The sequence below is a fragment of the Candidatus Protofrankia californiensis genome, from assembly GCF_900634765.1.
Lineage (GTDB): Bacteria > Actinomycetota > Actinomycetes > Frankiales > Frankiaceae > Protofrankia > Protofrankia californiensis.
In genome coordinates this window covers 1-20841 of record NZ_CAAAFT010000236.1, presented here as the reverse complement: position 1 = coordinate 20841, position 20841 = coordinate 1, and the positions used below count along the sequence as shown (strand labels likewise).

The 20841-nt window shown below is 63.1% G+C and carries 18 protein-coding genes and 1 pseudogene; 6 read left to right on the top strand and 13 right to left on the bottom strand.

The annotated features are described in order from the left end of the window. Positions 1-395: 395 nt before the first annotated feature. From lipA to DD1DGNOD_RS12780, 12 genes are all read right to left on the bottom strand, one after another. Complete coding sequence (lipA, locus tag DD1DGNOD_RS12835) at positions 396-1328, bottom strand: lipoyl synthase (protein WP_131770228.1); 933 nt, start codon at positions 1326-1328, stop codon at positions 396-398. A gap of 40 nt (positions 1329-1368) precedes the next feature. After that, the gene (gene lpdA / locus DD1DGNOD_RS12830; protein WP_131770224.1) at positions 1369-2751 is read right to left on the bottom strand and encodes a dihydrolipoyl dehydrogenase; all 1383 of its coding nucleotides are present in this window, start codon (positions 2749-2751) and stop codon (positions 1369-1371) included. 128 nt (positions 2752-2879) lie between these two features. Then, the gene (locus tag DD1DGNOD_RS12825; protein ID WP_131770223.1) at positions 2880-3590 is read right to left on the bottom strand and encodes a 2-oxo acid dehydrogenase subunit E2; all 711 of its coding nucleotides are present in this window, start codon (positions 3588-3590) and stop codon (positions 2880-2882) included. Then, entirely contained in the window at positions 3590-4456 is an 867-nt protein-coding gene (locus DD1DGNOD_RS12820; protein WP_206443136.1) for an aldo/keto reductase, read from the bottom strand. The genes DD1DGNOD_RS12825 and DD1DGNOD_RS12820 overlap by 1 nt, the downstream gene beginning before the upstream one ends. After that, positions 4453-4701 (bottom strand): biotin/lipoyl-containing protein, encoded by a 249-nt coding sequence (locus DD1DGNOD_RS12815; RefSeq protein ID WP_206443135.1) that lies wholly within the window; start codon positions 4699-4701, stop codon positions 4453-4455. The genes DD1DGNOD_RS12820 and DD1DGNOD_RS12815 overlap by 4 nt, the downstream gene beginning before the upstream one ends. Before the next feature lie 50 nt (positions 4702-4751). Then, entirely contained in the window at positions 4752-5753 is a 1002-nt protein-coding gene (locus tag DD1DGNOD_RS12810) for an alpha-ketoacid dehydrogenase subunit beta (RefSeq protein ID WP_131770221.1), read from the bottom strand. Further along, positions 5753-6766, bottom strand: coding sequence for a thiamine pyrophosphate-dependent dehydrogenase E1 component subunit alpha (locus DD1DGNOD_RS12805; protein WP_206443134.1), 1014 nt, complete (start codon positions 6764-6766; stop codon positions 5753-5755). The genes DD1DGNOD_RS12810 and DD1DGNOD_RS12805 overlap by 1 nt, the downstream gene beginning before the upstream one ends. Before the next feature lie 214 nt (positions 6767-6980). Continuing rightward, on the bottom strand, positions 6981-8885 hold the full coding sequence (locus tag DD1DGNOD_RS12800) for an ATP-binding cassette domain-containing protein (RefSeq protein WP_165036653.1): 1905 nt from the start codon (positions 8883-8885) through the stop codon (positions 6981-6983). 143 nt (positions 8886-9028) lie between these two features. Further along, the gene (locus DD1DGNOD_RS12795) at positions 9029-10213 is read right to left on the bottom strand and encodes a sugar ABC transporter substrate-binding protein (protein WP_131770219.1); all 1185 of its coding nucleotides are present in this window, start codon (positions 10211-10213) and stop codon (positions 9029-9031) included. A 220-nt stretch (positions 10214-10433) separates the two neighbouring features. After that, positions 10434-11255: a FadR/GntR family transcriptional regulator gene (locus tag DD1DGNOD_RS12790; protein ID WP_165036651.1), complete on the bottom strand. Its 822-nt coding sequence runs from the start codon at positions 11253-11255 to the stop codon at positions 10434-10436. Positions 11256-11259: 4 nt separating this feature from the next. Further along, a complete protein-coding gene (gene iolD / locus DD1DGNOD_RS12785) occupies positions 11260-13182 on the bottom strand; it encodes a 3D-(3,5/4)-trihydroxycyclohexane-1,2-dione acylhydrolase (decyclizing) (RefSeq protein WP_131770217.1) in 1923 nt (640 codons plus the stop codon). Positions 13183-13200: 18 nt separating this feature from the next. Then, a complete protein-coding gene (locus DD1DGNOD_RS12780; RefSeq protein ID WP_206443133.1) occupies positions 13201-14655 on the bottom strand; it encodes an aldehyde dehydrogenase family protein in 1455 nt (484 codons plus the stop codon). On the opposite strand from DD1DGNOD_RS12780, the gene DD1DGNOD_RS30510 reads away from it, so the two are divergent. Together DD1DGNOD_RS30510 and DD1DGNOD_RS12770 are read left to right on the top strand one after the other, a co-directional pair. Beyond that, complete coding sequence (locus DD1DGNOD_RS30510; RefSeq protein WP_131770216.1) at positions 14612-15526, top strand: IclR family transcriptional regulator; 915 nt, start codon at positions 14612-14614, stop codon at positions 15524-15526. The two genes, DD1DGNOD_RS12780 and DD1DGNOD_RS30510, sit on opposite strands and share 44 nt — an antisense overlap. 103 nt (positions 15527-15629) lie before the next feature. Next, on the top strand, positions 15630-16340 hold the full coding sequence (locus tag DD1DGNOD_RS12770; RefSeq protein ID WP_131770215.1) for an IS6 family transposase: 711 nt from the start codon (positions 15630-15632) through the stop codon (positions 16338-16340). A 54-nt stretch (positions 16341-16394) separates the two neighbouring features. Here DD1DGNOD_RS12770 and DD1DGNOD_RS12765 read toward each other — a convergent pair. Beyond that, positions 16395-16559, bottom strand: a pseudogene (locus tag DD1DGNOD_RS12765) (transposase); the annotation flags it as partial. 145 nt (positions 16560-16704) lie between these two features. Between DD1DGNOD_RS12765 and DD1DGNOD_RS12760 the strand changes: the two are divergent. The 4 genes from DD1DGNOD_RS12760 to DD1DGNOD_RS12745 are packed head-to-tail and all read left to right on the top strand — an operon-like array spanning position 16705 to position 20398. After that, complete coding sequence (locus tag DD1DGNOD_RS12760) at positions 16705-17745, top strand: phosphoglycerate dehydrogenase (RefSeq protein WP_131770214.1); 1041 nt, start codon at positions 16705-16707, stop codon at positions 17743-17745. 51 nt (positions 17746-17796) lie between these two features. Further along, positions 17797-18594, top strand: coding sequence for an HpcH/HpaI aldolase family protein (locus DD1DGNOD_RS12755; RefSeq protein WP_165036647.1), 798 nt, complete (start codon positions 17797-17799; stop codon positions 18592-18594). Next, positions 18588-19538: a sugar phosphate isomerase/epimerase family protein gene (locus tag DD1DGNOD_RS12750; RefSeq protein ID WP_131770212.1), complete on the top strand. Its 951-nt coding sequence runs from the start codon at positions 18588-18590 to the stop codon at positions 19536-19538. Before DD1DGNOD_RS12755 ends, DD1DGNOD_RS12750 begins: the two co-directional genes overlap by 7 nt. Further along, positions 19535-20398, top strand: coding sequence for a sugar phosphate isomerase/epimerase family protein (locus tag DD1DGNOD_RS12745; RefSeq protein ID WP_131770211.1), 864 nt, complete (start codon positions 19535-19537; stop codon positions 20396-20398). The genes DD1DGNOD_RS12750 and DD1DGNOD_RS12745 overlap by 4 nt, the downstream gene beginning before the upstream one ends. The last annotated feature ends 443 nt before the right edge of the window (positions 20399-20841 follow it).

Genomic DNA, 20841 nt, shown 5'->3' with positions numbered 1-20841 from the left:
ACAACGCAAAGTAAAGATGCTGGAATCACGGGACACTAGACGAAGCGGGATAGAAAGCGCTTATCACGTAGGACGGTAGGGACACGATGACGGTCGCCAGTGCGAGCGGAGCGATGCGTGAGCGGAATTGTGACCTCATCACCCCAGTCAGAACGCTGCGCCGCGAAGTACGCTCGAGATAACAGCCGGAGTGTACGGAAACTGTCCGGTCTGCGTGCTACGACGGCACCTAAACTCTACACAGTCGCCGCAGATCGGCGATGGCTACAGTGCCTCTGCTGAGCGCGTGGAATCTCACGTCGACGCCCGTCAGATGTAGTCCGGTTGGTTGGTCGGCTGCCCTCTAAGCGGATCGGTGCATCGGACATGGACTTCCGGACCTATAGTTTAGATCCTCACCGCGTCGGACGGGTGCCGATCGCCTGCTGGTGTAGGCGGCCAGCGCGGTATGACGAGCGCACGAGCGGACCGGACATCACGCCGGCGAATCCTATTCGCCTGGCCTCGGCGGCGAGTTGGGTGAACTCCTCGGGGCTCACCCACCGCTGGACCGGGTGGTGCCGGACGCTGGGGCGGAGGTATTGGGTGATGGTGACCAGTTCGCAGCCGGCCTCGTGCAAGTCGCGCAGCGCCGCGGAGACTTCCTGGTGTGTCTCGCCCAGACCGAGGATGAGGTTCGATTTGGTCATCAGGCCTGCTATGCGGGCCTGGGCGAGCACGTTGAGGGAGCGTTCGTACCGGAACGCCGGGCGGATCTGTTTGAAGATGCGGGGTACGGTCTCGACGTTGTGAGCCAGCACCTCGGGGTGAGCCTCGAAGACCTGGGCGAGGAGGTCCGGGTTACCGTTGAAGTCGGGGATGAGACACTCCACCTTCGTGGTGGGGTTGACCTGATGGATCTTTCGCACAGTCTCCGTGTAGAGCCACGCGCCGCGGTCGGGTAGGTCGTCGCGGGCGACTCCGGTGATGGTCGCGTACTTCAGGCCCATCTTCCACACGCTCTCGGCGACTCTGCGGGGCTCGTCGTGATCCACCGGGTCTGGCTTGCCGGTGTCGATCTGGCAGAAGTCGCAGCGCCGGGTGCATTGGTCACCGCCGATTAGGAACGTCGCCTCGTGGTCTTCCCAGCATTCGAAGATATTGGGACAGGCAGCCTCCTGGCACACGGTGTGCAAGCCTTCATTCGTTACGAGCGCATTCAGTTCGCGGTAACCCGGGCCGATCCTCATCGGGGTCTTCATCCAGGCTGGCTTGCGCTCGATCAGGGTGACGGCGTTGCGTGCCTCGATCCGCAGCAGGCGGCGGCCGGCTGGCGCGACCGGGTTCATGTCGGCGGGGTGAGCGGGCGTCCTAGTCACGGCGTCTCCGTCATCGGTGAGTGTGGAGCGGTTTGCCGGCGAGGGCTAGCGCAGCCTCGCCGAGTGCCTCGTTCTGGGTCGGGTGCGCGTGAATGATTCGCGCGATGTCACTGGGAGTCGCTTCAGAGTTGACGATGAGTGCAGCCTCACCTATTTGCTCGCCCATGCGGGCGCCGAGCATATGGATGCCGACAATGGGACCGCCGGGCTGCCGAACGATCTTGACGACCCCGGTGGTCTGAAGGATCTGGCTCTTACCATTTCCGCCGAGGTTGTACTCGAGTGCATCCACCTCGCCGAATGCTTCGCGGGCCTGAAGCTCGGTCAAGCCGACGCTGGCTAGCTCCGGCTCGCAGTAGGTGACCCGCGAAATCATGCTGTCAAGAACCGGTTCGGGGTTGAGGCCTGCGATCTCCTCGGCGACGAAGATGCCGTGGGCGAAGCCACGGTGGGCGAGCTGGAGGCCGCGGACGAGATCCCCGACGGCATAGACGCCGCCAATGTTCGTGGCGAGGCGTTCGTTGGTCACGACCCAGCCGCGATCGGTCGCGACGCCGATCTGCTCCAGGCCGAGGCCGGACGAGACGGGTGTGCGACCGACTGCGACCAGAACATAGTCGGCCTCGAGCTTCTCGTCGTCATGTAACAGCACTTTGACGCCATCATGATGCTGCTCGACACCGACCACGGTGGTGCTGGTCCTCACAGCTATCTTGCGCTTGCGGAATGCGCGCTCGAGATGCTTGGACAGCGTCCGGTCCTCGTGCGGAACCAGAACGGGAAGGGCCTCGAGAATGGTGACCTGAGCACTGAACGACGTCCAAAGACTGGCGAACTCCACGCCGATGACGCTGCCTCCGATCACGACGACGCTGGTGGGGATGTCGTCCAGCGCGAGCGCTTCGGAGCTGGTGAGCACTCGCCCACCGGTCTCGATGCCTGGAAGCGAGCGCGCAACGGAGCCGGTGGCGAGCACAAGGTTCGTTCCTGTGTAACGCCGTCCGTCGACATCCACCGTCTTCGGACCGACCAGGCGGCCGGCGCCCTCGACGTAGGTGATGTTCTCGGAGCTGGCGATAAGACCCTGCAGCCCTCCATACAGGCGGGTAATGGTGCGGTCCTTGAACGCTTGCAGTGCCGTGCCATCAACGCCGTTGAACGACGTCCTAACACCTAGGAAGGTGCCGGCTCGGGCCTCGTCGGCCACCTCAGCGGCATGAAGGAGCGCTTTGGTAGGGATGCAACCCGAGTGCAGGCAGGTACCCCCGAGCTTGTCCTTCTCGATGAGCGCCACCCGCAGCCCCAGCTGCGCGGAGCGCAGCGCCGTAGCGTATCCGCCGCTGCCGCCGCCTAGAATCACGATGTCGTATGGGACGCTTGTGTCGTCGCTCATTGCATTCCCTTGTCAGTCACCGTACCGCCATGCGCCAGTGCTGGTCTGACTGATGAGCCATCCAGCTTGTGATCTCGCTCGGTCATGGCGCGGCTGGCCACGACGGTATTGCGAGAAGGTCTGTGTCGTCACAAGTGCTCTTTCGGATTCTCAAGAGCGGCCGAGAGGTCACGCAGGAAATTTGCGCCGGGCACGCCGTCAAGCGCGCGATGGTCGATCGTGAGCGACAGTGTGGCGGAGGCGTTCTCGAATCGTCCGACGCCAAGAATTGCGACCTGAAGTGCGTTGAGGATCGGGGTAAAGGCGTCGATGCCGAAGTGCCCAAGATTGGTCACGGTGAAGGTGCCGCTCTGGATGTCAGACACCTTGAGACGTCCTTGCCGCGCGAGGCTCCCTAGTCGGGCAGTCTCAGTGCGCAGCTGCTCCAGCGTGAGGCGATCGGCATTGCGGATGACTGGTACGACAAGCCCGTTGTCGAGGGCGACAGCCATGCCCAAGTGTACGCAGCGCCAACGGTAGATTGTGTCGTCCTCGACGGTCGCGTTGACCCACGGGTGTGTGTGGAGTACTCGGGCAGTCGCTGCCAGGACGAGGTCATTGAGGCTTGGCCGTGCATCCGAGCTGAACCCCTGCCTATACGCGACAAGCGGCTCCGGGTTGAATCGCCGATGGAGAGTGAGTTGCGCGGTGCCATGCAGGCTTTGCATCATTGCCGCGGCGATCGCGGCGCGCATACCCTTGAGCGGTACCGCCTCGTGTAGTCCCTCCGGCTCACTGTGAGAGCCCGTTTGACCTGCCAGCTTGCGCGAGTCGGCGCCGGCGTCCCGTGAGACCACCATCAGGCGTCCCAATTGGGTGCGAAACTCGGGTTGACCGTACGCCGATCCTTCGACAGCGCATCGATTTCAGCCCGTTCCTCAGCCGAGAGGGCGAAGTCGAGAGCCTGCCAGTTTTCGATCCGCCAGTCATGCCGCGGCGCCATCGGGATCACCGCGACATTAGGTTGATCTAGCAGCCACCGCAGTGCTATCTGCGGGGCGCTCCTGCCGTGCCGGGCGCCGATCCGCTGCAGCGTGGCATCGGTCAGGGCTAAGCCTGCAGCCAGTGGCGTGTGGGCTGTCACCATCAGGTCGTGGCCTCTCGCGATCTCGAGCACCCGCGTCTGTGAGAGGAAGGGGTGAAACTCGATCTGGTTGCAGAAGATCGGTGCTAGTTCGATCGCCCGCTGGAGCATGCCAGGCGGGAAATTGGAGACGCCGATGTGTCGGACCCAGCCGTCGTCTCGCAGTTCGGTCATGGCCGGGAGCGCCGCTTCTAGCGGGACCCGGGGGTTGGGCCAGTGCAGGAGCAGCAGGTCAAGGTAATCGGCATCAAGACGATCGAGTGACTCCTCGACAGCCCACCTCACCAAGGCAGGGTTGAACACCTCGGTCCGATTGAGGACGGGGAATACCTTGTCGGTCAGGAAGATCTGGTCCCGGGGGATACCGCTCTCCTTGATAGCGGCCCCGACATGCGTCTCGTTCTCGTAGTTCCGTGCCGTGTCGATGTGGCGGTATCCGATCTCCAACGCATCCCGCACGGCCTCCGCGGCGTCCTTGCCGTATAGCTGCCAGGTCCCGAAACCAAGCCGTGGCACCGAGGTTCCCTGAATCTTCATCGTCTCTGCGCCGGCGCCGGTGTGCTCGCTAGGTGCCGCTGTCACGCATCCTCCGTTGGTTCGATGCGTGCCAAAACCTCACCTACCGGAACTTCGTCACCTTCCGCCGCGACGATCTCAATCAGCACACCATTGACCGGTGCCTCCAAAACCCCGCTCACTTTGGCGGTCTCCACCTCGACGAGAGGCTCACCTTCGGCGAGCTGGTCGCCGACAGCTTTCAACCACTCGACCACAGTCCCCTCATTGGTTCCCGCTCCCCACTGCGGAAGCCTCAGTTCGATGCTCACACAAGTCCCTTTCCATAAACTCGATTGCTTGTCCGTCGCTCGGCTATAAATCATGTCTCGGTGCGTGCTGGGACTCTCTTCTCTTGGACCACATTGCGCACTGCCTGAGCTACCCGCGCGACGTCGGGAAGCGTGCGTCGCTCGAGGGACGGACTGAACGGGGTAGGCACGTCGGCAGCGGTAACGCGTACCGGGGCAGCCTTCAAGTGCCAGAACATCTCCTCCACGATAGTCGCGGCCAGCTCACTAGCGAAGCTGCACGTCAGCGGCGCAGGATCGATGACAACGACGCGGCCAGTCTTCGCAACCGAGGCGTTGATGGTTTGTTGATCCAATGGGACAAGCGAACGCGGATCTATGACTTCGACAGAGATGCCGTCCGCCTCGAGCTCGGCCGCGGCGCGAAGAGCCATCCGGACAGCACCGGCGATTGCGACGACGGTCACATCCGAGCCCTCGCGCTTAACGTCTGCCACGCCGAGCGGAATCGCATACTGATCCTCGGGAACTTCGTCCCGGACTCCCATCAGGTTGCCATCTTTGAATATGATCACTGGATCATCTTCACGGATCGCCGTAACGGTGAGGCCCTTCACGTCGTATGGGGTGCTCGGCGCGACAATCTTGAGTCCGGGGCTGTTCGCGAACAACGCCATGGGGCGGTCTGCGTGGTGGGCAGCCTGTGCGCCGCCGTAGAAGAGCGACGCGAGCAGCACTAGTGGCACCTTGGCTTGCCCGCCGGACATGTACCGAATCTTGGCAGCCTGGTTGACCACCTGATCCATCGCTGAATACAGGAACGTCGAATACGTGATGTCGATGACTGGGCGAAGTCCGGTCATCGCCGCCCCAACTCCTGCACCGACGAAACCCGCCTCAGAAATCGGCAAGCTGCGGACGCGGTCCTCATGGAACTCGTCCACTGGGAACCGACCGAACACTCCGGCGCGCAGATCCTGGCCCATGAACACCACGGCGGGATCGCGCCGCATCTCCTCGGCGATCGCTGACAGATGTGCGCCCAGATACGTCCCACGGGTCGATCCGCCCATCAGTTGGCCCCCCTTACGACAATGGGATTGACAAACAAGTCTTCGAACGCCGCGTCTGGCTCGGGTTGCGGGCTGTCCTTAGCGAACTGCACGGCCTCGTTGACTTCGGTGGTGACCTCGTCCTCCAGATACCGGAGTTCTTCTTCCGTCGCCACTCCTCGGCGGATGAGTACCTGCCGGAATAGGGCGATCGGATCCCGCGCCTTCCACCGTTCCACCTCATCCGCAGCGCGATACGGGGCCGTTGGCAGCATTTCCGCGTGCTCGCGGAAGCGGTAGGTAGCCGCCTCGACCAAGGTGGGGCCCCCACCTGTGCGGGCGCGGGCAACCGCTTCCGTCACCGCGGCGTGGACCGCCAAGACATCTTGGCCGTCCACTCGAACACCAGGAATTGAGTAGCCGGCGGCGCGATCAACGACGTGCTCCACCTTCATTGCTTCCTTGATCGAGAACGACACCGCATAGCCATTGTTCTCACAGAAGAAGATCGTCGGTGTCTGCCAGATAGAGGCGAGGTTCATCGCTTCATGGAACGGACCGGTATTCGCGGCGCCGTCGCCAAAGAACCCGAGTGACACCCGGTCGGTGCCCAGCATTCTCGCGCTCAATCCCGCACCGACAGCGATAGGAAGTCCGGCACCAACTATGCCCGACTCGCCGAGACTTCCTACCGAGAAGTCAGCCAGGTGGAGCGAGCCGCCCTTGCCGCGACAAATTCCGTCAGAGCGTCCAAGCAATTCAGCCATCAGCGGGGCAAGCCGCGAACCCTTGCCTATGGGATGACCATGTGACCGGTGGTAGCCAGTCATATAGTCATCATTACGCAATGCCATACATGCCCCGACGATCGCGGCTTCATGTCCGATTGATGTGTGGATGGGGCCAGGGAGCAAGGCAGCGCTCTGGAGTTCCACGGCGCGACTGTCGAAGAGCCGAATCCGGAGCATCCGTCTTTGCATCTCGACCAATTTCTCATCAGTCAAGACGGCGGCTATAGTCGATCCAGTTGTCATTCTCTATACCTCACTGTTGTGCTTGATTTCCGCCTGCGACCTCGACCATGCCTGCCGGAAGGTCGAGAATACCGGAAGGTCGAGAATACGCAGACAAAGCTGGTCTCCGGGCGCGGCGGAATACCCGTCCCGTGGGCTGGCCGGGAGCAGAAACTGTGGGCTGGCCCCCTTTGACCTCGCCCGCCTCATTGCACCACACGATCTCGCTCCGCATTCACCCGTTGCTAACGGCGCCGAAGACCCGCTCGGGCGGTAGGCCTGCCATCAGTTGGGCTAGTTCAGCCTCCGACACGCCGTGCGCCGGCCCTGCGTACGAGACTCGTCCGAGTCGCAGGACTACTAGTCTGTCGGCGACCGCGAGGACAGCCTCAATATCGTGTGTCACCAAGATCACAGCGACCCCGCTCTGGGCGACGGCCTTGATTGTGCTAAGCACCTTCTCCGTTTGTCGGACGCCGAGCGCGGCCGTGGGCTCATCAAAAATTGCCACTCGTGATTGGTCGTGCAGAACTCGGGCGATGGCGATCGTCTGCCTCTGGCCGCCAGAGAGGAACTGCACCGGTCTTGTGAAATCGGTAATTGTTGCGCCGATGATGTCGAGGCGACGCTTGGCCTCGGACAGCGCCAAGCGATCATCGCGAACGGGGAGTAGGTGTCGGCGGATCGGCTCTGTACCAAGGACGATGTTGTGCGCGACGTTAAGATTGGGGCAGATCGCCAGGTCTTGGTGGACGGTCTCGATGCCTGCGCGGCGTGCCTCCAGCGGCGACGCGAACGTCATCTGCTCATCTGCCAAGACCAACTGGCCTGCGGTCGGCTTGACGACACCCGACAGGACGCGCACGAGCGAGGACTTGCCGGCACCGTTATCGCCGACCAGGCATGTGATCTGACCGGGGACAGCGTCGAAGTCCACCCCACGCAATGCCTGAACCGCGCCATATCGAAGTTGAACACCGCGTGCCGAGTAAATAGGCTGTTGTACAGACAGAGGGTCGAGGTCAGCGGCGCTGCGGGTCGAAGCAGGGCGCGTCTTCGTTCGGTTATGCTCGGGCTTCGGCTCGTCTGCGGGGCTGGCGTTTGCCGCCTCGACTGCGACATCGTTGAGTGCGACATCGTCGTTCGTAACCTGCCGGGTTCGACGTTCTTGCCGATGGGTTGCAACCTGGTCGGCGCCGAGCGCAAGTAGGAGCATTGCCCCGTAGACGATCAATGTCCACCATTGCTCAACGCCAACGAACACCAGTGCGGCGTCTACGATGCCGATCGTAATGATCCCAAGCAGTAGCGCGACCGCACGACCGCCGCCGCCGGTGAAGAGGACGCCGCCGAGGAGCACGGCTGTCAGTACGTTGAACTCGAAGCTCGTGTCGGAAGTTGGCACGGCCGCGCTGATTTGGCCGATTTCGATTAGTGCGACTAGCCCGATCAGCGCACCCTGGGCACAGAACAGCCGACCGACGATCCGGCTCACAGGCACGCCGGTAAGTGCAGCGCCCTGCTCATTGCCGCCGATCGCGTAGATTCGGAGGCCAGTGCAGGAGGCCACCGAGTATGCTGCTGCGATTGCGAATAGAATCGCGGCGATAATCAGAGGTAAGGGGATTCCGGCAACCTGATTGATTCCTAGGTCCACGATGGGGCTCGGGACGCCAGATACGGATAGGCCGCTGGTCATCGCGAGCGCAATCCCGGCATAAATTCCGCCTGTAGCGATCGTCACGATGAGCGGGGAAATCTTCAGAACCTTGACGAGCGTAGCGTTGACCAAGCCGAGGAGCCACCCGCCGGCAATCGCCACTACCACGCAAGTCACAGTGCCCCACGGCGTGTCGCCGACGTGCTTGGCTGCGACAGTAGCCGCTGTGGACAGGAGGGTTAGTTCGCCCGCCAGCGACAGGTCGATCCGTCCTGCGATCAGCAAGCCGGCCGCGCCGATCGCCGCGATTGCAAGGGTTGCGACATTGTTTAGTGTTGTGACCGTGTTGGATACGGTGATGAAGTTGCCGTACTTGACCTGAACCACCAATGCCACGATGAGGCTTAGAAAAATGAGTCCGTATCTGCGCACATTCGGCCCAGGCGCGGAGACCCCGGCCCGTTGCTGGATGTTGGACATCGCGCCACTCGTGAGTGCGGCATGTTCGCCGGATGCCGCCGGCCAGCGCGGACTGGGAGATCCTGTGACTACCCTCCCGGGAGCGTCCGGCGACCTATTATCCATATCTAACCCGTTACGGGTTTCTGACGTCACATTTTGCCTCACGACGACGCTCCTACGAGTGCGTTTTTGATCCACTTCTTACGGGTCTCATAGCTGATGGCCCCGCGGAAGGTCTGGTACTTCGGATTCTTCCAATACTTTGCCGGATTCTTGACTTGGTCAGCGTATTCGGAGACCGCGTCGGGCGAGTTGATGATAACGGGGGTGAAGATGCACGCTTGTGGAATCGTCTTTCCTTCAAACCAATCTGCTGTAAACTGGCCCGCCGCGTATCCGGTGGCGGCAATCCCCAGGCCTATGGTGCCCTTGATTAGGGTGTCGCCTTGCTTAATGTAATTCAGGACTAGGTCCTCGCCGTCGCATCCGCCGATGTACTTGACGCTTGTGTTGTGCGCGGCCTGCACCGCTTTAAGTGCTCCAGCAATGGGTGCATCTCCGCTCACGATTGCCGTCAGATCGGGGTGGGCTTGGAGAAGGGTGCTCGTCTGCTTGTATCCGCCGGTGGGAGTCCAATCCGATGGGCTCATGCCGATGTTGATAACCTTGATGCCGGACTCCTGGGAGAACGCCTTAAGCGCTCCGTTGGTGCGCGCAGCCAAGACCGGGGCTAGGGCGTTGGGATTCAGATAGGCAACGGTAGCCCGTCCGCCGAGGTTCTTTCTGATCCAGTCCACCGCAGCCTGGCCTTGGGCTTGCCCGAGTGCATAGTTGTCCACGGTCTGCTGGCACGTTGAGGGGCCCTGCACCTGATTGAACAGCGCTGCGCCACGACTGAAGACTTGGTGGGCAATTGTCGATACGTTGGTTCCTAACGGCAGGAGCTGTACGGCCCCTGTGCCCTTCTGTAGGAACGTGTTGACTTGCTGGACGACCTTTGCGGGATCACTCTGAGAATTCGAGACCTCGAAGTCGATACCTCGGTCTTGGCAGGCCTGTTGCGTCACAGCCTGCTGTTGGGTGTGGCCCTCAACATTGTCAATCTGCACAAAGGAGAACCTGTGCGGAACATTTGGTTTGGCGCCTACCGAGTCACTGAACTCGAACGGCGCGAGGTCTGCAAGCTGGGTGGTGTCTAATCCATCGCCGACGTCAGTTGATGATGACGAGCCGGGTGCCTTCGAGCAGGCTGTGGTGAGCGCCGCGGCCGTAAGCCCCAGTCCTCCAGCAGCCAGTAGCTGTCTGCGCGAGATTCCAGTAGTTCCGAGTGCGCTCTCGTCGAGCATTTCTTGTGCCTCCTCGTAGTTCGGTAAGTGAGGCGGTGGGACATCGTGTTGTGGCGACCAGTGGACCGTGCCTGGTGCGGCATGAGTGCCGCGCCTCGAGGCTGGTCTATTCGGGATGGTTGTCGGCCGGCTGCGATCTTGTTCCAACCAGTGCCATGGCTGTGTGTCTGTGGATCTGCTTGGGTCGATCAGGCGCGGTACGAGACCAGACCGTGCCCCTCTATGACGCCCTTGGAGGTGGTGATCGGCGTGTCGCCCGGCCGTTGGTTGACTCGCTTGGCGATGTTCCTTGCAGGAGTCGCAGTCGATACTCCTGCAAGTAGGCCTCGACTGTGCCGAGGTGAGCTGCCATGGCTTTCCGCGCTCGGTCTGAGTCGCGATCGGCGATCGCGTCAAGGATCGCTTTGTGCTCGGGCACGGTGCGTCGTCGCCGATGCTCGGGATGCAGAGCGAGTTTCGGTCGCAGTGCAGCCATCACATGCTGGATCGGCTCGACAACGCGGGGTAGGACCTGGTTGCCCGATGCCTGGAAGATCGTGCTGTGGAAGGCGATGTCCGCCTGATGAAAGAGGGCGTCGTCAGGATCGATCTGTGCCGACGCGGCGATGGCGTCCATCTGTGCTAAAGTGTCAGCCATACGACGTAGGTCGTCACCTGTGGCGTGTTGCGCAGCCAGCGCGGCTGATTCGGTCTCGAGTATTCGGCGGCATTCCAGGTAGTGGGCGAGGACAGTGACGCTGGCCGGCGTAGCCATGAGCGCGACGAGGACGTCTATGTCCAGGACGTTCCATTCGGATATCGGATGCACCCAGGCGCCTCGTCCGGCTTGGATGTGCACGACGTGCTTACTTTCCAGACTCCGAAGTAATTCCCGTATGACACCTCGGCTGACACCGAGCTGCCCGGCGAGAACTATTTCGCTCGGCAGGCGCCCACCCTCCGGGTACGTCCCGGCGGCAATCTCTTCTAGGAAGCGGTGGACCAAATGCTGATGCAGTCGTGCGCCCGACTTGCCGAGCGCGAGGGCTGTTGCGCTGTTCACGTCGCTACCTGATCTCCGGATGAGGGAAGTACCGTTGCGCGCGCTGAGCGCTGAGGTGCTCATCCGTACGTTGCCGGACTCGCTCCAGCTCGGTGACCTGGGCAACACCAACGTCCCAGAAGCACTCTGTGGCCGACATCATGCGGTAGGGCTCGACTGAGACGACGATCACCTTCGGGCCTGAGACGTCCCGGGAGGCTTTCGCAGCAGTTTCGAACTCCGCAATGGTCTCCGCCCGGAACACCTGGCACCCGAGGGACGCGGCATTGGCCGTATAGTCGATCGCGAGGAACTCTCCGTCAAGGCGCCCGGAATCGTCGCGGCGGCGGAACTCGTTGCCGAAAGCCACGCCGGTCTTGGTCATCTGCAGGCCGCGGATGGCCTGGAAGCCACCGTTTTCAATGAGCACTACCGTGATGTTCAGGCCTTCCTGGACCGCGGTGACGAGTTCGGTGTTGTTCATCAGGTACGTGCCGTCACCGATGATCACGTAAATGTCGCGTGTGGTCTCGGCTCGGGCAAGGCGATACCCGATGCCCGCCGGGATCTCGTGGCCCATGCACGAGAAGCCGAACTCGACGTGGCATTCCGACCCGTTGGAGGTGTCCCAGAGCTTGCTGACGTCTGCTGGCGGAGTTCCGGCGGCCGTCACCACTACGTCGCCGTGCCCGGTCATCTGGTTCAGCGCATGGAGTACCTCGGCCTGGCCCATCCGCTCGCCAGTCCGGGGGGTGAGGTCTGCGCGGAGGAAGTCGGTCCAGTGGTCCGCCTCGCGGCGAATCTCCGCGCGGTACTCCTGGGAGGTCGCGTAGCCGCGATCGGTCAGTAGCTGCGCTAGCCGTTCAACGGTGCGCAGGGCGTCGCCAACGACCGGCACCGAGCCGACCTTGAATGCGTCGGTGGCTGCGACATTGATGGACACGAAGCGGGCGGCAGGGTTCTGGAACAGCGCCCGCGACCCGGTCGTGAAGTCCTGAAGTCTCGTGCCGATGGCGATCACGCAGTCGGCACGCGAGGCTAACCTGTTGGCGACGACTGTGCCGTTGAGGCCGAGCACGCCGACGCCGAGATCGTTGTGGGGTCCACAGCCCTTGCCGGCGTGGGTCTCGCTAACGGGTATCCCGCAGGCGGCGGCGAGGCGCGAGACGACCTGCTCGGCGGACGAATAGCGGACGCCGCCACCGGCGATGATCAGCGGCCGATCGGCACGGGTGATGGCCGCGACGGCCGCTTCGATCTCTTCCTCTGCGGCTGTGCGGCGTGGGATCTGCCAGGCGCGGGGGCGGAAGAAGTCGGAGGGGAAGTCGTAGGCTTCGCCCTGGACGTCCTGGGGGAGGGAGATTGTGACCGCGCCGGTGTCGGCGGGGTCGGTCAGCACCCGGAGGGCGGCCGGCAGGGAGTCCAGTAACTGCTCGGGGCGGGTGATCCGGTCGAAGTAACGGCTCACTGCGCGGAAGGCGTCATTGGCGGTCACGTCCCGGAACAGCGGATTCTCGATCTGCTGGAGGACTGGATCTTGCTGGCGGCGGATGAACACGTCGGCGGGAAGCAGTAGAACGGGCAGCCGGTTGGCGGTGGCGGTTGCTGCTCCGGTAACCATGTTCAGGGCGCCGGGGCCGACCGACCCCGCGCACGCCAAGGTGGAGGTGCGAAGCGTCGCCTTGGCGTGCCCGATGGCGGCGTGGACCATCGCCTGCTCGTTCTTGCCCTGGTAGTAGCGAAGGTCCGTGTCGTACTCTTCGAGCGCCTCGCCGAGCCCGACGACGTTGCCGTGTCCGAAGATGCCGAACATGCCCGGGATGAGACGGCGTCGGTGGCCATCGCGGTCGCTGTACTGCTGCGACAGGTACACGACGACGGCCTGGGCGGCGGTCAGGCAGCGCGTGGGGGAGGGGCAAGCCCTGCGGCCCTGTACTTCAGTCACCATTGAGGTTGTCTTCCGTTCTCACGTCGCCGGCGGGTGGAATACAACTGTCTTGAGTTCGGTCAGTTCCTCGATCGCCCACCGGGGGCCTTCTTTGCCGATGCCGCTGCCCTTGAGCCCGCCGTAGGGCATGCTGTCGGCGCGCCACAGCGGTGACCAGTTGACCTGCAGAACACCGGCTTCGACCTCGCGTACGAACCGCAGGGCGTTGTGCACGTTCTCGGTGAAGATGCCCGCGCCGAGACCGAACTCGCTGCGGTTAGCCAAGACGATCGCCTCGTCCAAGCTGTTGACGGACGTGACACCGACCGCTGGGCCGAAGAGTTCCTCGGAGAACAGCGACGAATCAGGAGAGACGTCGGACACGACTGTAGGCGCGACCAGCGAGCCGTCCCGGTGCCCGCCCTGAAGGATCTTCGCACCTAGGGCGGTCGCCTCGGTGATGGCGCTCGTGACCCGTTCTGCCTCCTGCTCGCTGATCAACGGGCCCATCGTCGATGTCTCGTCCAACGGGTCTCCAGCCTTGATAGCCGCGACGCGCTCGATCAACGCATCCAAGAAGTCGCCGTAGACCTCACGCTGGACCAGGACGCGCTGGGCGGAGATACATGCCTGGCCCGCATTGCTGTACCCCCCGACAGCCGTGGCGGCAGCGGCCTGCTCAATGTTCGCATCGGCCGCGACGATGAGCGGACAGTTGGCGCCGAGTTCGAGTAGCAGTCGCTTCACCCCCGCGGACGCGGCGATCGCGCGTCCAACTGGCTCGCTGCCGGTGAACGTGACGGCACGAACACGCGGATCGCGCACCAGCGACATCCCCACGCCCGCGCCGGAGCCGGTGACGCACTGCACGGATCCCTCAGGCGCACCGGCCTCGGCAAACAGTTGAGCAAGCCGCAGTCCGCTGAGGGGCGTGACCGTTGCGGGCTTGAGGATGACCGCGTTGCCCGCTGCGAACGCTGGACCGAGCTTGTGCGCAACGAGCAGCAGCGGGTAGTTGAAGGGGGTAATCGCCACAACCACACCCACCGGGATGCGCACCGTCAATCCGAGACAGCCAATCCCGTCATCGCCCTGATCAAGGGGAACCGTTTCGCCGCCCAACCGGCGAGCCTCCCCAGCGCACACACGAAGCAGGAGGGGAACCCGTCCTGCTTCCTTGCGAGCCTCGCCGATCGTCTTGCCCTGTTCGAGGGCGATTAGCCTCGCGAACTCGTCCACTTCGGTCTCCACTAGGGCGGCGACGCGCTCAAGGACAGCAGCACGTCGGCCACCGACGTGAAGTTCGGCGTCCCTGGCGGCGGCAGACGCCGATGCCAAGGCGTCTTCGATCTCCTCCGGGGTAGCCTCCGCGGTCTCCCCGACAGGTTCGCCGCGATAGGGGCTGTAGATCGTGATCCGGTCGCCTCGTCCGGGCAGGGCACGCCCCGCGATGAGCATGCTGGCTTGCACGATGCTGTCCCTCTCCTCTGTCATAGTCCTACGATCTAATGGTCCGACTAGTGCGACGGTCAACGTACACTTTCTGTCCATGAGCAGACCCGAGGATGAAACAGCCTCGCAGCACGTCGGGCGAACGATCAGAGCGCTCGAGCTGCTCGCCGAAGCGCCACAGACGCAAGCGTCCCTGGCACGCCTGCTACAAGTGCATCGGCGCACCGTACGTCGGCTGCTTACTCGACTCACCGACCTCGGCTATGCTGAGCCGGCTGGCTCCGATGAGCCGGGAGCCTACGTTGCCTCCGCCAAGCTCATTGCCTTGGGCACGCTTGCGGCGAGGCGTCTGGACGTCGTTCAAATAAGCCCCGACCACCTCGCGCTCGTACGGGGCTCATCAGTTCAATGCCGGGTGCTGGCAATCCGACGTGGCCGAGACGTCACCATCCCCGTAATCCAGGCGACAAACGGTTCGACCCTTCCGTCTTGGCTGTCTCACGGCGGCAAGGCGGCGCCCTTGCACGCCACGGCAGTCGGCAAGGTGTTTCTGTTGAACGACACTGTGCTTCTCGAGCAGGTCCTCGCACACGAGCTGCCGGCCTACACCACGTCCACCCTCACCAGGCGCGCCGACCTCCTGCTGGAACTCTCAAAGGCGCGCCGGACTGGCTATACCGTCGAGGTGAACGAGTTCCACGTCGGTCAATACGGGGCAGCCTGTCCGGTTATCGACCACACGGGTCAAGTCGCAGCCGCGCTCGGCGCCATCACGAACGACGCCGACACCCTCGAGGATCTTGGGACACAGGTGCGGCGGGCCGCCGACTCACTGTCACGCGCGCTGGGTGGATCGCTTGGGGCTGTTGCGTTATGCGGAAGCAGGACATGGCTCGCCCTGCCGGGCTACTGATCAGATCGCCAGAGCGAGCTCGGCGAAAGCAGCCAACACCCGCAGCCGCGGGTCGGCAGGGTCTGTTGCATCCGCGGGGTCCTTGATCGGGCATGGTGGAGGGATGCGTCGACGTCCCGTCCGTCCACCGGTTCCGGTCTCGGAGTTCGCCGGGTTCCGGTTCCCGCCTGAGGTGATCGTGCTAGCGGTCCGCTGGTACCTGCGCTACGCGCTGTCGTACCGGGACGTCGAGGAGCTCCTGGCCGAGCGCGGTCTGGTCGTCGATCATGTGACCGTGTATCGGTGGGTGCAGCGGTTCACCCCGCTGCTGATCGACGCCGCCCGGCCCTGCCGGCACTCACCCGGGGACCGGTGGTGTGTCGACGAAACCTATGTGACGGTCGCCGGAGAGTGGATCTATCTGTACCGGGCGGTCGACCAGTTCGGGCAGGTCGTCGACGTGTTCGCTTCCGACCATCGTGACCTAGCCGCGGCCCGGCGGTTCTTCACCGCCGCCCTGTCCCACGGCCGCAGGCCGGTCGAGGTGACCACCGACCAGGCGGCGTCCTACCCGCGGGTCCTCGACGAGCTGCTGCCTGCCGCCCACCATGTCGATGCCCGGCGGGCGAACACCCGGATCGAGTCCGATCACAGCCAGCTCAAGGCCAGGCTGCGGCCGATGCGCGGGCTGAAATGTTTCCGCTCCGCGCAGACGGTCAGTTCCGGGCACGCGTTCGTGCAGAACATCCGCCGTGGCCACTATGAACTCGGCGTCGATGCCGACCCGCGGCTGCGGGTGTTGGCTGCTTTCGCCGAGCTCGCTCTGGCGATCTGATCAGTAGCCCGGCAGGGCGAGCCATGTCCTGCTTCCGCATAACGCAACAGCCCCCCGCCAGGCACACCCCGCCCGCACCCAGTAGGCCATCGCATTCACGATCTCCCGCCGTTCGTGCACCGGCGGTCGACCACCGGGTTTGGGAGCGGGGACCAGCGAGGCGATCAGCTCCCACTCGCGATCGGACAGATCCGTCGGATACCGGCGTCGGTCAGTCATCACCAGCCTCCCCTCAACCGGGGGCTCCACCAGCCGATCTACCCACCCTGACCCTTTTCAGACACCCTCTAGGTACACGACCCCCGCATAGTGTGACTAAATCTATACGTTGACCGACACACACATCCGATGATGGTATCCAGCCGTGACTCAGCTTGCCGATCGCCTGGAGGCCGAGGCGCCAGGCGCGTCGAGGACCGTACTGGTGACTTCGCCCGGGTTCGACCCTTCTGACCCCGACACAGGGAAACGTCTGGTGGCGGCGGGATACCGGATTAACCGCGTCGAGCCTCGCGGCGGGCGCACGCCCGCGGAGATGACTGAACTAGTGCGAGATGCCGTCGCGGTCATCGCTAGCTCCGACCCATTCACAGCCGACGTTTTCGCGGCCGCGCCGCACCTACGTGTGATCGCCAGACTCGGAGTGGGTTTCGATGCGATCGATGTCCGGGCAGCGACCGAGGCGAAGGTCGTGGTGACCACGACTCCAGGGCTCAATGCCGACACCGTAGCCGAGCACACGTTGACTTTGCTGCTGGCCTGCCTCAGGCGCATCACCGAGAATGACCGGGTCGTGAGGCTAGGGCGCTGGGAACGCGGCGGTGATCTTAGTCCGCACAGCCTGGCCGGCAAACGGGTCGGGATCCTCGGCTACGGCAGCATCGGACAGGCCGTGCGGAAGCGCCTCAATGGGTTCGATGTCGAGGTGAAGATTTACGACCCGGCGGCGGAGGCACCGCAAGACGAAGCATGCGAGACGCTGGAGGAGTTGCTGCGTTGGTCGCAGGTGGTGAGTATTCACACGCCACTGACAGCAGACACGAAGGATCTCATCGGCGAGACAGAACTTGGGGTCGTGAATCGCGGCACCATCTTGGTAAACACCGCCCGAGGAGGGGTCGTGAACGAGTCAGCTCTGATTGGAGCGCTGCGTGACGGGCGCCTCGCGGGTGCTGCTCTGGACGTCTTTGCGCAGGAGCCGCCTACCGGGTCGCCGTTATTGGATATGCCCAACGTGGTCCTGACACCGCATATCGGCGGTCTGAGCGTCGAAACGATGCACGCGATGAGCAGCGTGTGCGTGCAACAAGTCCTAGACGTGCTCGCCGGAGCACGGCCTAAGGGCGTGGTCAACCCAGCAGTGCTAGAGCGGCTCGCGCCTGCGACGGAGCTACCACGATCTTGACGCGCGCGCAGCACAATTTTGATCCCCATGGGGGCTGGAGGTGGCAAGCAGATGCAGGTGAATACGACCCTCGCGAAACTGCGTCGCGGCGAGGTAGCCCTCGGCTGTTTCCTCCGTTTCCCTAGCGCCGCGCTCGCCGAGTATCTGGCGCTGAGCGGGCTCGACTTCGTGGTCTTCGACGGGGAGCACGGCCCTCTGGCCCCAGCGAGCTGCGAACATCTGGTCCGCGCCACGGAACTGCACGGTGCTACGCCGCTCGTACGCGTCGAGGAGAACAACCCATCCTCGATTTTGCGATACCTTGATACCGGCGCCCTCGGATGCCATGTCCCCGGCGTGTCATCCGCGGCAGACGCTGTTCGAGCAGTCGAGGCCACCAAATTCTTCCCCCATGGCAAGCGAGGTCTATCCGCCTCGCGCGCTAGCGGATTCGGCGCTCCCAACGGATACGCGCGATATACGGCGGAGGCCAACGAGCAGACCCAAGTGGTTGCCCACATCGAGACAGTCGAGGGAGTTAACAACGCCGATGAGATTGCCGCCGTTGAAGGCCTCGACGTGCTGCTTATGGGAACCCTAGATCTGTCGCACGACATGGGCTTTCCCGGAGAAATCACCCGACGGGAGATCCAGGACGCGGTTGAAGTGGTCGCCGCCGCAGCATACCGGCACGGCAAGATTCTCGGCATGGTCGCCTCCAGCATCGATGCGGTCGCGGCCCACATCGATGCGGGCGCCCAGTACATCCTGGTGACCGCTGAATCGCTCCTCAAGCCATCCGTGCAGCGTTATCTCGATCTCGTGGCAATCGAGCAATGCAGAAAGCGGCGGAGGAATAAGGAATGTTGACCATCGGTAACGCGCCGCTATCATGGGGTGTCTTCGAAGCCGACGCTGACACCAACCCTCCATGGTCGATCGTCCTCGACGAGATCGCCGCCGCCGGGTATTCCGGAACCGAGCTCGGCCCCATCGGCTTTCTGCCGGAAGGCACCGACATCCTCCGGGCCGAATTGGATAAGCGCGGTCTCACCTTGACCGGAGGATTCGTCTACGAACACCTACACGACCCAGCGTGGCATGACGCCGTGATCGGCAGCACCACTAGGGTCGTCAGGGTGCTGTCGGAGCTCGGAGCTCGGTATCTCGTAGTTATCGACCGCATGTTCATGGAACGCCAGCAGACCGCCGGGCGCTCAGACAAGGCGCAGCGCCTCACCGGCGACGCCTGGATGTACTTGATGGACACGATCCGTGAAGTGTCATCGATCGCGCAGAGCCATAACATCCGCCCCGTGCTCCACCCGCACGCCGGTACCCACATCGAATTCATCGACGAGATCGACCGAGCCCTTACCGACTTATCCCACGAGGCGATAGGGCTATGCATCGACACCGGACACAGCGCGGTGGCCGGGCTTCAAGCTGCCGACCTTGTCGCGCAATACCCTGAGCGAGTCGAGTACTTCCACCTCAAGGATGTCTCCGCTCATGGCATGCGGCGCATGATCACCGAGGATCTCGCATTCGAGGAAGCGCTCGGGAAAGGGCTGTTCTGCCCGCTAGGGAACGGCGTCGTGGACTTCTCCGCGCTGCATTTAAGCCTAGCGAAGATCGGGTTCGACGGGATCGCCACCGTCGAACAGGATCCAGACCCCTACGCCAACACCCCGCACACCGGACTCGACTCAGCTAAGCAAAGTCTCGCCTACCTCCGGGCAGTTGGCCTCTGTGAGGCTACGAGCGGTGCCACTGAGCCCGGCGACGGGCATCCGAAAGGTCAGACGACATGAACCCAGTGAATCAGTCACAGAAGGGAAGAAAGCACCGACCGGGGTTGTCACTACACGGCGGGACGATCATGCGAACGAATGTCGTTACGGCTGCGCGAGTGGCCCACGCAGCCGGGTTCGACGGCATCGAACTTCTGATCACGAAAGTAGCACGGTACCTCGACACGGGCTTCTCGACAGACGATCTGATCCACGCGCTCGGACCTCTGCGGGTAACGATGCTCGATGCCCTCCTGCCTATAGAGACGCGCGAAAGGACCGCGCGACAGCAACTGATCGATGACTGTGCTCGCATGTCCCGGGTCGCCGCCGATCTAAATTGCCCGACGCTTCAGGTCGTCGCTCTGGATAACTTCTCCAGTGACGAGTGGCAGGATCAGCGCCGCGTTCTCATAGATTGTCTGACCGAGCTGGCAGATGTCGCGACACCGCACGGTGTGAGGCTGGCGATCGAACCCGTAACCTTTTCTCCCTTTCACGCGCTCGATCAGGCACTAGAGGTCATCCAGGCCGTAGGACTCGACCGGGTTGGGCTCTGTCTCGATACATGGCACCTATGGACATCCGGGACACCTTGGGAAGAGGTCGCGAATCTCGACAAGCGGCTGATCCTGGCCGTCCAAATCGGTGACACGCAGGCGCGGACCGGTCTACAGTGGCGGGACGACGACCGGACGGCCTTACCAGGCGAGGGGGTCTTGCCGCTGCGCGAGGCAGTCGAGGCGATCGCCGCGACTGGATACGACGGGATGTGGACCGTGGAGATGCTGAGCAAGAAGCACTGGGAATGGGACCCTGACGTCCTCGCCCTTGCAGTCTTGGAACGCACTAAGCTTCTCTTCGACCTTCACAATCCGTGATGGCTCTTGCGTCATTCGTTCGTCCCAAGAAGAAGTTGGTTGAACTGAAATGCTTTCCATAGAAGGGTTCTTGTTGCTTAGCGTTGAGACTCAGCCACGGCGATGCACCATCCGCCGTCTGACCCAGGTACGCCCGAATCGGTTGCTGACGCCGACGCGGTTGTCGTGCCTCCGGGCTGCGGGAATCCGGGTGCTTGGGTCCGCTGACCTGCCGGCCGTTCGAGGTGGCTCGCCGACGCGGCCATCTGTAACGCCTGCCACGGCAGGCGGCGGGTTACGCCCAAATCTTCATGGACTGGCACTTGACGCCTGGCCAACGGCCGCGCCGTTCACCAAGCGTCATGGCTCGACATATCTGCGTCCGCGTTACTACGTGGGTGTGACGAGATCGTTGTCGACTGTACTACCCGGCTAGTGTCCCGTGATTCCAGCATCTTTAACTT